The following is a 13,937-nucleotide window of genomic DNA, read 5'->3' on the forward strand; positions in this document are numbered from 1 at the left end:
CAAACATTCGATGCGCTGCTTTTTCGTGATTATCGTGTGTTTTGTGGACTCCGTTTTGACTTTTCGGGCTTGGCGTTTTTTAGGATGTTGCGATGAAATTGCTGATTTTAGATCGTGATGGCGTGATTAATGAAGATCGCCCTGATTTTATTAAATCGCCTGAAGAATGGTTGCCGATTCCCGGAAGTTTAAATGCGATTGGCGAGCTCACTCGTGCTGGTTGGACCATGGTAGTCGCGACCAATCAAAGCTGTATTGGGCGCGGTATTATTGATGTGCACATGCTCAATCGTATTCACGCCAAAATGCACAAGGCGGTGCATCATGCGGGTGGACATATTGACGCGGTGTTTTTCTGTCCGCACGCACCCGATGCCGCTTGTGATTGCCGCAAGCCAGCACCGGGGCTGGTGCTGGACATTGCCAAACGCTTCCGGGTTGAGCCAAAAGATTGCTATATGATAGGCGATTCGCGTCGTGATCTAGACGCCGTGCTGGCGGCGGGTGGGCAAGCGCTGTTGGTGCGAACTGGCAATGGTGCGAAAACTGAGCAGCGTGGCGATGTTCCAGACGGAACTCTGGTTTTTGACCACCTAGCGGCCGCCGCAAATTGGCTGATGAGTTCAATTGATTAAGTCTTGCGGCGCATCGACTCGATTTTTAGTTAAAGCATATAAGTTATTGATGGCAAGTCGGTGGTAAATCCATCCGGGTGATATGTAAAACATTTTGCCGTTTCATTTTATTCTGCTCGATTTCCTACAGGTGTCTGTTTCATGGTGTGGTTGCGGTCTATTTTGTATTGGTTGTTGCTGGTCATCATTACCCCGCTGTTTACGCTGATTGCTATCTTGATTTTGCCCTTGCCGCCGGTGACGCGAAATCGAATCATTCGTTGGTGGTCGGTGATTTTATTAAAGTGGCTACATATTACATGTGGCCTGAAATACAAAGTGGAAGGCGCTGAGCATATTCCTGCTGGCCCCCTGATGGTGATGTGCAAACATCAATCCGCATGGGAAACAATGGCGCTGCAATTGATTTTCCCACCGCAAGTATGGGTGATGAAGCGTGAACTGCTCAAGTTACCGTTTTTTGGCTGGGCCTTGGCAACGACTTCACCGATTGCGATTGATCGCGGTCAGCGCGCGCAAGCACAGCGGCAATTAATGGAGCAGGGCAAAGATCGCTTGGCGAAAGGGCTGTGGATCGTGATTTTCCCTGAAGGCACGCGGATTAAGCCCGGTGAGCGTGGCCAATACAAGCAAGGTGGTGCGCGCTTGGCGATTGATTTAAACGTGCCGATTGTGCCTGTGGCGATGAATTCCGGTGAGTTTTGGCCGAAAAATTCGTTTTTGAAGTATCCGGGTGAAATTACGGTTCGGGTCGGCGCGCCGATTGCAGTCGAAGGCAAAAAGTCACTAGAGTTAATTCAAGAAGTCGAAGACTGGATCGAAGGGCAAATGGTCGAAATCACAGGCCGTGGGCCGTGCTATCGCATGTAAGGAGTTAGGGGTAAGGCGATAGGTGTAGATCCGTTGGATTAAGTGCTGAATTGATACCTCATGCCTCACGTATTGTTATGCAGACTTGGTTTAAAAATGCTTCTGGCGATATACCCTATATACTAAGGCGTAGTCCGCGTCGCCGTAGTATTGGTTTAAAAATCGATGCAGCGGGGCTGACGGTCATCCTGCCGCAACGCGCGCCACTGGCGGAAGCTGAGCGCGTTATTCATCTCAAACTCGCGTGGATCCGCGCCAAACTTGCCGAGCGCGAAACCCGCCTTGCTGAGACAGTGCAAGCCCAATTGACTTGGGGCGCAACAGTATTGTGGTTGGGCGAGCCTCGAATCTTGCAAAGCGCGCTACGCGCGAAACTCACCGCTGATACGCTGTTTCTTTGTGCCGCGAACGAGCAAAAAATCGCCCCCGCCCTCATCCGTTTTTATCAGCGTGCAGCCAAGCCGTATTTTGCCGAACGACTCAATCTGTGGGCGGAGCGAATGAATTTGCACCCACGCCAATTAATTTTATCTTCCGCCAAAACCCGCTGGGGTAGTTGCACGTCAAACGGCGATATTCGGCTCAGTTGGCGGCTGATGCAAGCACCTGCCCGCGTGATTGACTATGTTGTGATTCATGAATTGGCGCATTTAGCTGAAATGAATCACTCAGCACGATTTTGGGCGATTGTCGCGCAAGCGTGCCCGCACTGGAAATCGGAACGTGCATGGCTCAAACAGCATGGTTCGAATTTGTTGGCTTGGACCTAATTATTCCTTATCTCTGGCGAGTGGGGGGCGTGAATTAGTGAGCGTACACGCAATTTGCAGTATTGATTACTCTGTTTCAGCGGGATCTGGTTTCGCCAGTGCTTCGACCGCGAACTCACCGGCGGCATAAGTTCCAGTGGCGACTGCTTTACTCGTTTCGTAGGTCAAATCAAGCGCCGTTGTCGTTGCGCTAAGCGCTACACCACCCACGACGGCTGCGGTCGTGACGACGGCACAGCCATTTAGTAGCGCTGCCGCGCAGATAATCAATACGATCTGTTTGTGTGTGCTGACTTGCGTGAGCGCGACGCGGCACGCTGTTGCGGCGCGAGCGCTTAGGAAAAGTGGTGTTTTAATCACTGTTGTGCCTTGAAAAATTACAGTTATTCTGCGTTCGGCGCGAAATACTTACATAGTTTCCCCTTTCGTGGAATAATCCTTTTCCGCGCTCGCTTAGGTGCTGTCCTTATGAGAATGACGCTGGTGCGGGTCAGTTTTTTTAGTTAAGTAGGGTTCCTCCCACTTTTTATTGACCATCGTCTGCGCTGATGTCACGTGTGGTGTGCCTTACCTCTGCACAACTAGGGCAGCAATTCAATCGACCTTATTCATAAGGTCGCTGCGCCATGCCGATCGCAGGAAGGATGGCATGGCTTTATTTCGGATTGTTCTTTGAACATCGTTAGTGTTACTTCAGGCGTTTGCTGCACATGAAAAGTATTTTGATTGCGAAATTGACTTCACTGGGGGATATCATTTTTGCTTTGCCGATGGTCGATGACTTGCAGCGGCAATTTCCTGAGGTGCAGATTGATTGGCTGGTGGATGCACAATTTGCAGAATTACCAGCAATGCACAGTGGTATTCGTCGGGTAATTTCAGTGCCATTGCGCGGATTTAAAAAGCGGACGCATAAAGCCAATTTGCAAGGTGTGTTCGCTGCTGTTAAGCAGTTACGCATGGAACAATACGACGTCGTGCTTGACTGTCATGGCATGATTAAATCGGCTTTGCTGAGTAAAGCGGCGCATGCGGATGCAATTATTGGGCCGCCGGATGCGCGTTTGGGGGAGGCGATCGCTCGTTATGCTTATGATCGACAAGTGATGCCAGATTCACAGTTGCCGGGTACTGAGTGGTATCGAGCATTTGCTGGGTTGGCGATGAACTATGACGTGCATGATGCCCCAAGCCTTGGCTTGAAAACACCCTCTTTTACCCCTGACTGGTTACCGACTCAGCAGCCTTTTGTGCTGTGTTTTCATGCGGCATCGAAAGCAGAAAAACAATGGCCGATGGCTTATTGGGCTCAGTTACTACAAGCCTTAGAGCAAGCAGGTATCACTGCGATTTTGCCGTGGGGGAGTGAGCATGAGCATCAAGTTGCGCAGCAAATTGCGGCGGCTTCGACCTTGGCGGTAGTGCCACCTCGCATGAGTTTGTCGCAAATCACTAGCTTAATTCAGCGGGCGGATTGGTCGATTGGGGTGGATACGGGGCTGACGCATTTAGCTGAGAGTTTGCATTGCCACTCGGTTGCTTTGTACACCCAAACCGATGCAAAAAGTTATCACCCGGATTGGAATGTGCACGCTTATTCTCTTGGCGGTGGCGGGGTGATTCCACTGCCAGAACAAGTGCTGGCTATTTTGGGAATCGCCCCCTGTCGAATGAACTGAGCTTTTGGGTATCTGCTTATCTACCCATTCCACCAACCTGTTGCGCTAGATACGTCGCGTAATTGTCGGTCATGCCACCGATGAAATCGAGTACACGGCGATAGGTTTCGTAAAGCGGCCATTCTTTTTTCGGCGCGTTGTAGTCCATCAAGTCGAGTACGCGGCGCATACGGAACGGCATTTCTGCACTAACGTGTTGTTCGTACGCCGCGGTGCAAAATGCGCTGAGTAAGATTTCAAGGCAGGTGAACGAGCCGACTTCGATTTCAATTTTGCGCCGTTCATTAAAAATCCGGTCACGCGCCAATTGTTTGGCCTCTAGCAAACCCGTGCGCATACTGGCCGGGCAATCATTGAGCAAGTCGCCTTGGTAAGTGCCAGCCATAATTCGGTCGTAATGAGCCATAAACGTGCTGGCCACATCGCGGATGCAGCGGTCGATCGCTTTGCCGCGTAGCAGTGAAATTTTACGGCGGGTACTTGGCGCGGCAGCGACTTCCAATTGCAAGAGGCTGGTTTCTCCGCCACAAATTTTCATCAACAGCGGTTCGACGGTTTCAAAGGGTAGCGTGCCGATTTCGATGCCGTCTTCTAAATCCAAAATGGCGTAGCAAATATCGTCGGATGCTTCCATCAAATACGATAAAGGGTGGCGCGCCCATTTATTGGGTTCAATCAGCGGCAGACCGAGTTCGAGCGCGACGTTTTCCAGAATGTCGAGTTCGGATTGATAGCAACTGAATTTCCCTTTATTGCCAGCAAACTCACTGCTCCACGGGTATTTTAGCGTCGTGCCGAGCGTAGCGTAGGTGAGGCGCAAGCCCCCGTCGAAGCGGTGATTTTCCAATTGCGTAATGATGCGAAAACCTTGGGCATTGCCTTCATAAGTCATCAAATCGCGCCGTTCGGCAGCGGTCAGCGTTTGCATTAAATAAGCTTGCTCGGGGCGCCGAAACCAATCGCGAATCGCGTATTCTCCCGCATGACCAAAGGGCGGATTACCAATGTCGTGCGCCAAACAGGCGGCTTGCACAATGCCGCCTAAATCAAACGGGCTGATGTGTGCCGGTAGTCGTCCTTGCAATTGTTCGCCAATCAACACGCCCAAGCTGCGTCCGACGCAGGCGACTTCGATGCTGTGTGTGAGCCGCGTATGGACGTGATCGTTTTCGGTCATCGGATGGACTTGCGTTTTGCGGCCCATGCGGCGAAACGGTGAGCAAAACACAATTCGATCATGGTCTTTATGGTAATTACTGCGGCCAGCTTCGTGATTGGGTGAAGTGTCGTTGAGAACGCCGAGTCGGTTGGCGGATAAAAGATCGTGCCAATTCATCATTGGGTGGGTTCCGATTGTGCGTAAAATACTTTGAATGCGTCAAAGGTGAGTGGGCGGCTATAGAAAAAGCCTTGGATGGTATCGCAGTGATGTTGCTGTAAAAATTCAACGCCAACGATGTCCTCTACGCCTTCGGCAGTGACGGTGAGATTGAGTCGATGCGCCAGTTCAATAATGCTTTGCACAATGGCGGCGTCTTTGCTTGATTCTTCAATGGTCTTGATGAAACTACGATCGATTTTCAGCTCATCAATCGGTAGCCGTTTTAAGTAGGATAGTGACGAATATCCGGTACCAAAATCATCGAGCGCCAGCATGCAGCCCATTGCTTTGAGCTGATAAAGCTGTTTGAGTGCTAATTCAATATCATCGATTAACGCTGATTCTGTAATTTCTAAAATGAGGGTATTGGCAGGTATACCCCATACCTCAAGCGCATTGGCGATATACGTCGCCAAACTGGCGTCGGAAAGATTGCTTGGACAGAGATTTAAACTCATCGTGCCGGTAAAACCATCGACGCGAAGTTGTGCAAATTGTCTAAGGCCCGATTGAATGACCCAGCGAGTTAGCGTGTCCATTAAGCCAAGATGCTCGGCAACATTGACGATCTGGTCAGGTGGCACACTACCCAGAAAGGCGTCTTCCCAGCGCAATAAAATTTCCGCACCGCTGACGCTTTGATCGAGACAACTGATTTTGGGCTGGAATGCCAGATGGAATCGATTTTGCGCTAAGGCTTCGCGCAGCGGAGTTTCTAGCCGGGCGATCTGCGTGCCCAGCCAATCGCGTTCTGCGTCGTACACGCCAATGTTTTCTTGACTAAATTCTCTGGCGGCAATCCCGGCTGCATGCAGTAAATCAGCTAAATTTTCGCCATGCTCGGGATAAATCGCAATACCAATGTGTGGATGCAAGCGCACGATGCTGTCTGGATTTTCGCTCAGTAGCATGTGTGCGCGATTGGCGGCCAGCATGGCGTGACTGACCCCGGCGATATTGGGCAACAGTAGTGCCAAAGTTTGATGATCAATCTGAAACAATTGATCATGCTCGCGCAGCATTGGCTGTAAAGCTTGCGCCATTTGCCCGATTGCTGATTGATTCTGCTTGGCGTGGCGACGATGGCGCAGCTCAATATGTAATACACCACATTGCCGTAATGCTTGAGTAGCAGCTATCGCGGCTTGCAAATACTGCGCCTGCTGTTGTTCGATCGCAGCGAGATCAAGCGCGGATTGGAAGCTCGGCATGCGTTTACTCCAAAAAGTATTCTCGTGGATCAATATGGTACGAACCGCGTGGTAATTCGCAGCGAATGGTGATCGGCAAACCGCTGGGTAGGCTTGGATTGGTAATTAAATCCAGTGTATGCGGGCGGGCGTAAGGTTGTTTGTCTGGCCCTAAAATAATCAATAACTTTGGTTTGAGGCGGCGAACTCGATTTTGCCCGATCACAATCCCGACTTCTCCGGTGGTTAGCTCGACCAGAGTGCCTACGTGGAAAATCCCTACGCATTGTGAAAATTGTTCAATTAATGCCGGATGAAAATAGCGCTCGCTCCATTTGTACATCAACTGCAGTGCTTCATGTGCTGATTTGGCGTTGGAGTAGCTGCGATCACTAGTGAGCGCCGTGAAACAATCCACAATTCCTGCCATGCTACCAAACATTCCAATTCGCTCGGCTTTGAGCCCGAGTGGATATCCGCTGCCGTCATAACGTTCGTGGTGCCGGGCGACCATATCAAACACATCAATGTGGATATTATCCATTTGTCCAATGATGTCGAGGCTATGGTTGACGTGGGTTTTCATCAACATAAATTCGCCCGGTGTGTAGCGACCTTTGCGACTGAGTAAGTCACTCGGTAACTTCATCTTCCCCACGTCCAACATCAAGCCCGCCATACCGAGTTTTTGTAATTCCTCACGCGGATAACCTAAGTGCCTGCCAAACGCTAACAAATACACCGCAGAATCGATCGAATGTGCGTACGTATATTGATCACGGTCTTTTAATTGGGTCAGCCATAGTAGGGCATTTGGATTGCGGATAATTGAACCGACTAGGTCGGACACGACTTCATTGACCTCTTCGACTTTAGGCTGCAAGTCTTGGCGAACCGACTCCATCAAACTTAACACAAAGCGCTGGGCTGTTTTGTGCGTTTGGCTGGCGACTTTAATCTCTTGTTCGACGGCTGCTGAATCGTCGTAAAGAATGATTTTGGGCTCGTGTTTTGTGTGTGGGTTATCAGTATTTTGTTGTTGCCGCCATGTTGAAAATAAGCGACGTAATTCGCGCAAAATATTCAAACGTTCGGCTTTTTGCTCTGGACTGAGCTCTGGTTCAAATCGTGGTAAACGTTTTGAGCGGCTGGATTTTTTATGGCTTGGCGCTTCGCTGAGCAAGGTGGTCCATTGCGCGATTCCCCCTTGAGAGCGCACTAAATCAACCGTGACGAATTCGCAGTATTCGATGAGTAACTCGATTTGTTGTTGATTTTCCAGTAAAAATCCTTGCATTAGAAAAGGCGTATCAAGCCATGGCCGATCAAGTTCACTAATGAACAGGCCAAGTTGCAGCTTGAGAACGGGAATGCGGATTTCCACGGGAGAGCTAGATCCTAAAGGTCGATATCGTTATTGATTTTTACAATTATAGGCTTTGTTTGATTAAATCCGGCTTGGAAAAGTATCGCTAGCATTAATTTAAGTCAAATAGGATCGGCTTTGGCGTTCATGGTTCCCTTTACGCTGTTCAAATTCAACCGCAATCGAGCCTATTCACAAGCACTGATGGCTAATATCTTGTTAAAATACGCGAAAATTTGTAGATAAGGGTTTATTCATGGCGCTGTTGGAAATCCGTGACGTCGTAAAACGCTTTGGTGATTTTACCGCTGTCAATCATGTGAGTTTATCGGTCGAGGCCGGCGAGTTTTTTACCTTATTAGGGCCTTCTGGTTGCGGCAAAACGACTCTGCTACGGATGTTGGCTGGCTTTGAGCAGCCCGATTCTGGAGAAATTGTACTCGACGGCGTCAATGTGGCTGCAGTGCCGCCGGAGAAGCGGCCGGTACACACGGTATTCCAAAATTACGCCTTATTTCCTCATATGACCGTAACGCAAAACATTGCGTTTCCGTTAAAAATGGCGAACGTTGCTCCGAACGAAATCAAGCAACGCGTTGATGAAGTGCTGGAGGATGTGCAACTGACTGCATTTGCACAGCGTTATCCGCATGAGATGTCGGGTGGCCAACGGCAGCGCGTGGCGATTGCTCGAGCACTGGTTAATCGTCCTAAATTATTATTGCTGGATGAACCTCTTTCGGCTTTGGATGCCAAATTGCGTGAAGAAATGCAAATTGAGCTCATTCAGCTGCAAAAAGAAGTTGGTATTACATTTGTTTATGTCACACATGATCAAGGTGAGGCGCTGGCTTTATCGCATCGAATTGCGGTAATGAATAAGGGTGAAGTCTCGCAGTTGGATGTGCCCGAAGTGATCTACAGTCATCCCAAAAACCGCTTTGTGGCTGACTTTATTGGGCAGTGTAATTTATTAGATGCCACGATTACTTCGATTGGAAGCGATCGGATGCAGCTTGAGATCCCTGGTGTGGGCGTCGCTGAGACCTTGTTGGTTGCGGGAGCACAGGTTGGCCAAAAAGGCACGCTGACTTTGCGTCCGGAGAAAATCAAATTGGCGGCGCAATTGCCGCAAGACGCGGTGGATGAAGTCCACTTCAAAGGCAAAGTCCACGATTGTTTGTACTTAGGTGATGTGACGATTTATGTGGTCGAGTTAGACAACGGGGTCTTGGTTGAAACCATGCTACCTAACTCGGCGCCGGGTCGTGCGAAGTTTTTTGATGACAATGATTTAGTGGAATTGGCTTGGCGTTTTGATGCCGGGCACTTTATTTTGGGTTGAGTGATGGCAAAAAATAAGTCCTTAGGTCGCTGGTTGTTATCTGGGCCACCCTTATTGTATTTGTTGGTGTTTTTTGCGATTCCAACGCTGATCATGGCTGCTGCCGCGTTTCGCTATCCTGGCGATTACGGCGGCCTATTGCCTTTGATTGATATCAATCCAGACACAGGAAAAAATGAGCTGCTGATTAATGCGCAAAACTGGCGCGATTTCCTCACTTTTGAGAACTTCGGCCGTTTTTTTGAAGATAGCATTTATATTGAGTTGTTCGTTAAGTCGTTTTGGTATGCGGGCATTACCACTTTGGTATGTTTGCTGATGGCTTATCCCTTAGCATGGCTGATTGCACGTAGTCCAAAGAAGTACCGTGACGTCATGATTTTGCTGGTGATTTTGCCATTCTGGAGCAATTTTCTGATTCGTGTTTATGCGTGGATGATCATCCTTGGGCCGCAAGGCTATTTCGTTATGACGATTAATCAAGCGCTGTCTTGGGTTGGCATCGCTCCGATTCAACTGATGTATACGCATTTTGCGGTGATTGTCGTATTGGTTTATGTGCACTTGCCGTTTATGGTGTTGCCATTGTATGCCAACTTAGAAAAACATGATGTTGCTTTACTTGATGCCGCACAAGATTTGGGGGCATCGAGCTGGCAGCGTTTCTGGAAGATAACTTGGCCGCTATCCCTCCCTGGGGTATGGGCTGGGGCGGCTTTGGTGTTTATTCCCGCCTTGGGGATGTTTGCAGTGCCGGATTTATTGGGTGGCACAGACGGAATGATGATTGGTAATTTGATTAAGCAACAATTTTTGGATAGCCGAGATTGGCCGTTTGGTTCGGTGCTGTCGATTATGCTAACGCTGGCGGTGTTGCTGATGGCAGGATTGGCGATGCTGGTAGGGCGTGGAGGCAAACGTAATGCACTCTAAACAAGCGAAATGGCTATGGGCTGCCGCTATTTTTGTGTATGGCTTTTTGTATGTGCCATTAATTATTGTGGTCGCTTATTCATTTAACGATTCAAAGCTCAATGCCGAATGGGTCGGCTTTACGTTTAAATGGTACGCACTGCTGATGAATAATGAGCAGATGCTGGTCGCGGCGCGTAATTCTTTACTGATTGCCTTGGTGTCGAGTTTTTTTGCGACGGTATTAGGAACCTTGGCTGGCTTGGCAATGCACAAGTATAAATTACGGTTGCTGCCTGTTTTGGTTCTGACGCCCATTGCGATTCCGGAAATTCTAATGGGCGTTGCGTTATTGATCTTCTTTGTGATGCTCAATCTGACCTTGGGTTTGCTGTCGGTGACTTTAGCGCATATTGCATTTTGCATTGGTTTTGTTGCGATTGTGGTGCGATCTCGTTTGCAGGGGATGGATGATTCTCTGGTTGAAGCCGCGCGTGATTTGGGCGCTACGCCAGTACAAGCGTTTCGCTTGGTGACAATGCCATTAATTATGCCGGGCATTATTGCGGGAGCCTTGATGGCGTTTACGCTGTCGATTGATGATTTTGTGATTACTTTCTTTACCGCGGGTGCGGGTGCGTCGACCTTGCCATTGCAGATTTATTCGATGATTCGTATTGCGGTCACTCCAGAAGTAAACGCGATTTCAACCTTGTTGATGTTGCTCACGCTCGGGTTGATTTTGCTGGCGAGCAAAGTGGCGCCAAGTGCGATTCGAGCCAGTTAGTTTTTGTGGTTAAGCGGACTGTTTGAATCGCCGGAGTCGCTTGTTTTTTGTGCCATAATTTATTGCTTTAGTGTTAATACTGGGCTTACTAATTTTAATTACACCCATTTGGAGTGAAGTCGCGATGAAAAAACTTCTGCTTGCTTTGATGATGACGGCCGGTCTGGCGCAAGCCAACGATGTGTTGCATGTGTATAACTGGAACAATTACATAGCCCCAGAGACGGTGAAACGTTTTGAGCAGAGCTGCAAGTGCCGTGTTGTGCAAGATTACTATGGTGCAATGGAAGAAATGCTCGCTAAATTATCGGCGGGAGCAAAAGGCTATGATGTTGTCGTGCCAACTGGGTTTGCGATTCCACCGTTGATTAAACAAAATTTGTTGCAGCCTTTGGATATGGCTAAATTGCCGAACGCCAAGAATATTAATCCGGCATTTATGAATAGCGTGTTTGATCCGGGTAATAAATATTCTTTGCCTTATTCATTTACCACAACGCTGCTGGGTTACAACGAAACAAAACTCAAAGAGTTGGGCATTAATCCAAACTCATGGGCAGTCATTTTTGACCCGGTTATTTTGGCTAAGCTCAAAGGAAAAGTGACAGTCCTTGATGATAGCCGTGAACTCTTTGCTGCAGCTTTGATGTATAACGGTTTTTCTGCAAATTCAACCAATCCCGCTGAGTTGAAAAAAGCGCAAGAAACGATTGTGAAAGCTAAGCCATTCTGGGCCGCATTTAATAGCCAAAGTTACATCAAGGAATTAACGGTGGGCAACATCTGGGTTGCACATGGTTATTCTAGCGATATGTTCCAAGCTGTAGCGGATGCGAAAGCGGCCAAACGTAAATTCACCGTGAATTTTGGCTTGCAAAAAGAAGGTAATACGCTGTCTGTAGATAGCATGGTGATTCTTAAAAATGCACCGCGTCCTGATCTTGCCTATAAGTTTATGAATTTCATGCTAGAAGGCAAAAATGCAGCTGATTTGACCAATATGATTGGTGCTGGCAATCCAAATCTAGCAGCAGTGGCTTTTGTGAAACCAGAAATTAAAGCACTGCAATCAGTATTCCCTGATCCAACGACAATGAAACGTTTGCAACAACTTAATGCGTTGGAAGGTAAGCAATTGCGTGAGTTAAATAAACTGTGGACTACAGTGAAAACCTCAAAATAAGGCGTATTTAGACCTCTAAGCGAATCTTCGCTTAGAGGTTTCTCCACTGAATGAAGCCCTCATCGATTAGCTTTCTCGCCCGAAAAGCGAAACCCACCATGGTTTCGCCTTTTTTCTTTGCCGTTTATTTACTCGTTATTTTAATTTTAAGCTGGTATCCGTTTTCTGGTTGGCGATTTACCGGCGAGCCAGTCTTTGCATTCTATAGCTATCCTCTACCTTATTATTTCACGCTCTTTGATAATACCATCAACATTTTGGCCTATATTCCGCTGGGTTTAAGTGCTGCTCTGATCTTGCGACGCTCACGTTTGGCGCTCATCTACGCCACATTAATCGGGCTTTTTGTATCAATGGGCGTTGAATTTGTGCAGCAGTTTTTACCAAGCCGTGTTGCTTCAAATATGGATATTTTAAGTAATGGCTTTGGGACCTTTTTGGGCGCAGTTATCGGCGTCCTGTTTAGCCATCGCAGTGTCATCAGGCGTTGGCAAGCATTTCGATATGACTATTTGGCGCCTGGGCCGGCAGTGGAATGGGGCGCCATTTGGTTGTTACTTTGGTTCACCACCCAATTTGACCCTAGCTTGCCTTTTTTGGGAGTGGTGGTACTTCCTCAAGGTTTACCGCAACCCTTTGTTTCTCCGATGAATAATCCAGCATTGTTTTTGAGATTACTGGAAGGGGGAGGGATGATGCTGCATTTGTTGGGTGTCGCGCTGTTTGTTTCTGTTTTGGTGCGTGAAAGTCGACAAATTCCGCGTGCAATGCTGGGCGTTTTATTTTGTGCTCTGTTGGTCAAAATGGGTTTTGCAGGCATGTTGCTGCAGCCCGAGCAGTTCTTTGCATGGCTCAATTTGAATATTGTTTTGGGTGGGGTTGTGGGTGGGATTGTACTGTGGGTGTTATGGCAGTTGAATCGCCGTCTTCGCGCCGCAGCTGGATTTGTTTCCTTGTTTGCTGCAACTTGGGTTAGTGATATATGGCCATTGACAGCCAAGGCCAGTCCGCAATTAATGATTTTTAGGTGGAATTACGGTCATTTACAGCATTTTAATGGTTTATCTCATGCGATTGGGGATGTGTGGCCATTTGGAGCGATGTTGTTCTTTTTGTATTTCATCGCCGTTCCAGCCCAAGAGCAAGATTGGTAGTGAGTATTTATTGAGTTCAATGAGTCAGTTTGTCTGTGATGTTTAAATCAAGGGAAATCGTCAATGGCATTGCCTTTTCGAGTAGGACAAGGATGGGATGTGCATCGTATGGTTGCAGAGCGACCGTTGATTATAGGTGGTGTTCATATACCCTATGAGAAGGGTTTGCTTGGGCATTCGGATGCCGATGCCTTATTGCACGCCATAACTGATGCGGTGCTCGGTGGTGCTGGATTGGGCGATATTGGGCGACATTTTCCGGATACCGCAGCAGAGTTTAAAGGTGCTGATAGCAGAGTACTCCTGCGTGAAGCAGTTCGACGCGTCAATGAGCTTGGCTGGTTGGTCGGCAATTTGGACGCTACTGTCCTTATTCAGCAGCCCAAAATGGCGCCACACATTCCGGCCATGGTGGCTAATATTGCTGCTGATCTTGGTGTCGATGTGGCGTGCGTGAATGTGAAAGCGAAAACTTACGAAAAATTAGGGCCGGTCGGTTGTGGAGAATCGGTTGAAGCTCAGGCTGTGGTGTTACTATATGCAAAGCCTTAGCTGACAAAATATGTTGGGTTTTTTTGTGTAAAACGCGGATTGAATTGATTGAATCTGGATTAGGCTGACGAGCTATGTTAGCATTGTTGGTCAAGCGATTGCACAAAGCAAGA

Annotated in this window: 14 protein-coding genes; 10 read left to right on the plus strand and 4 right to left on the minus strand. The window is 48.2% G+C overall.

Annotated elements, in window-relative coordinates:
- Positions 1 to 92: 92 nt before the first annotated feature.
- The 3 genes from gmhB to GM173_RS10260 all read left to right on the plus strand — a co-directional run bounded on the left by gmhB (position 93) and on the right by GM173_RS10260 (position 2,275).
- Positions 93 to 635, plus strand: a complete 543-nt coding sequence (gene gmhB, locus GM173_RS10250) for a D-glycero-beta-D-manno-heptose 1,7-bisphosphate 7-phosphatase (protein WP_203571287.1) — start codon at positions 93 to 95, stop codon at positions 633 to 635.
- Between the two features lie 141 nt (positions 636 to 776).
- The gene (locus GM173_RS10255; protein ID WP_203571288.1) at positions 777 to 1,505 is read left to right on the plus strand and encodes a lysophospholipid acyltransferase family protein; all 729 of its coding nucleotides are present in this window, start codon (positions 777 to 779) and stop codon (positions 1,503 to 1,505) included.
- 77 nt (positions 1,506 to 1,582) lie between these two features.
- Positions 1,583 to 2,275: a M48 family metallopeptidase gene (locus GM173_RS10260; protein WP_203571289.1), complete on the plus strand. Its 693-nt coding sequence runs from the start codon at positions 1,583 to 1,585 to the stop codon at positions 2,273 to 2,275.
- A gap of 66 nt (positions 2,276 to 2,341) precedes the next feature.
- Here the strand turns inward: GM173_RS10260 and GM173_RS10265 are convergent, their stop codons facing one another.
- Complete coding sequence (locus GM173_RS10265; RefSeq protein ID WP_203571290.1) at positions 2,342 to 2,635, minus strand: hypothetical protein; 294 nt, start codon at positions 2,633 to 2,635, stop codon at positions 2,342 to 2,344.
- A gap of 350 nt (positions 2,636 to 2,985) precedes the next feature.
- Between GM173_RS10265 and waaC the strand changes: the two genes are divergently transcribed.
- The gene (gene waaC, locus GM173_RS10270; RefSeq protein ID WP_203571291.1) at positions 2,986 to 3,954 is read left to right on the plus strand and encodes a lipopolysaccharide heptosyltransferase I; all 969 of its coding nucleotides are present in this window, start codon (positions 2,986 to 2,988) and stop codon (positions 3,952 to 3,954) included.
- A 16-nt stretch (positions 3,955 to 3,970) separates the two neighbouring features.
- Here the strand turns inward: waaC and GM173_RS10275 are convergent, their stop codons facing one another.
- From GM173_RS10275 to GM173_RS16310, 3 genes are read right to left on the minus strand one after another with little or no spacing between them, the layout of a single operon-like run.
- Positions 3,971 to 5,293 carry a deoxyguanosinetriphosphate triphosphohydrolase gene (locus tag GM173_RS10275; protein ID WP_203571292.1) on the minus strand — a complete coding sequence of 441 codons (1,323 nt, stop codon included), beginning with the start codon at positions 5,291 to 5,293 and terminating at the stop codon, positions 3,971 to 3,973.
- Positions 5,290 to 6,546, minus strand: a complete 1,257-nt coding sequence (locus GM173_RS10280) for a putative bifunctional diguanylate cyclase/phosphodiesterase (RefSeq protein ID WP_203571293.1) — start codon at positions 6,544 to 6,546, stop codon at positions 5,290 to 5,292. Before GM173_RS10280 ends, GM173_RS10275 begins: the two co-directional genes overlap by 4 nt.
- A gap of 4 nt (positions 6,547 to 6,550) precedes the next feature.
- Positions 6,551 to 7,909 carry an HD-GYP domain-containing protein gene (locus tag GM173_RS16310; protein WP_203571294.1) on the minus strand — a complete coding sequence of 453 codons (1,359 nt, stop codon included), beginning with the start codon at positions 7,907 to 7,909 and terminating at the stop codon, positions 6,551 to 6,553.
- Positions 7,910 to 8,147: 238 nt separating this feature from the next.
- Between GM173_RS16310 and GM173_RS10290 the strand changes: the two genes are divergently transcribed.
- The 6 genes from GM173_RS10290 (at position 8,148) to ispF (ending at position 13,824) form a co-directional block, all read left to right on the plus strand.
- The gene (locus tag GM173_RS10290) at positions 8,148 to 9,236 is read left to right on the plus strand and encodes an ABC transporter ATP-binding protein (protein ID WP_203571295.1); all 1,089 of its coding nucleotides are present in this window, start codon (positions 8,148 to 8,150) and stop codon (positions 9,234 to 9,236) included.
- Positions 9,237 to 9,239: 3 nt separating this feature from the next.
- Positions 9,240 to 10,169 (plus strand): ABC transporter permease, encoded by a 930-nt coding sequence (locus tag GM173_RS10295; RefSeq protein WP_203571296.1) that lies wholly within the window; start codon positions 9,240 to 9,242, stop codon positions 10,167 to 10,169.
- Positions 10,159 to 10,935 (plus strand): ABC transporter permease, encoded by a 777-nt coding sequence (locus tag GM173_RS10300; protein ID WP_203571297.1) that lies wholly within the window; start codon positions 10,159 to 10,161, stop codon positions 10,933 to 10,935. The genes GM173_RS10295 and GM173_RS10300 overlap by 11 nt, the downstream gene beginning before the upstream one ends.
- 124 nt (positions 10,936 to 11,059) lie before the next feature.
- Positions 11,060 to 12,118 carry an ABC transporter substrate-binding protein gene (locus tag GM173_RS10305; RefSeq protein ID WP_203571298.1) on the plus strand — a complete coding sequence of 353 codons (1,059 nt, stop codon included), beginning with the start codon at positions 11,060 to 11,062 and terminating at the stop codon, positions 12,116 to 12,118.
- 98 nt (positions 12,119 to 12,216) lie between these two features.
- Positions 12,217 to 13,272: a VanZ family protein gene (locus tag GM173_RS10310; RefSeq protein WP_203571299.1), complete on the plus strand. Its 1,056-nt coding sequence runs from the start codon at positions 12,217 to 12,219 to the stop codon at positions 13,270 to 13,272.
- 63 nt (positions 13,273 to 13,335) lie between these two features.
- The gene (gene ispF / locus GM173_RS10315; protein ID WP_203571300.1) at positions 13,336 to 13,824 is read left to right on the plus strand and encodes a 2-C-methyl-D-erythritol 2,4-cyclodiphosphate synthase; all 489 of its coding nucleotides are present in this window, start codon (positions 13,336 to 13,338) and stop codon (positions 13,822 to 13,824) included.
- Positions 13,825 to 13,937 lie beyond the last annotated feature (113 nt).

It is taken from the genome of Deefgea chitinilytica (assembly GCF_016881405.1).
Lineage (GTDB): Bacteria > Pseudomonadota > Gammaproteobacteria > Burkholderiales > Chitinibacteraceae > Deefgea > Deefgea chitinilytica.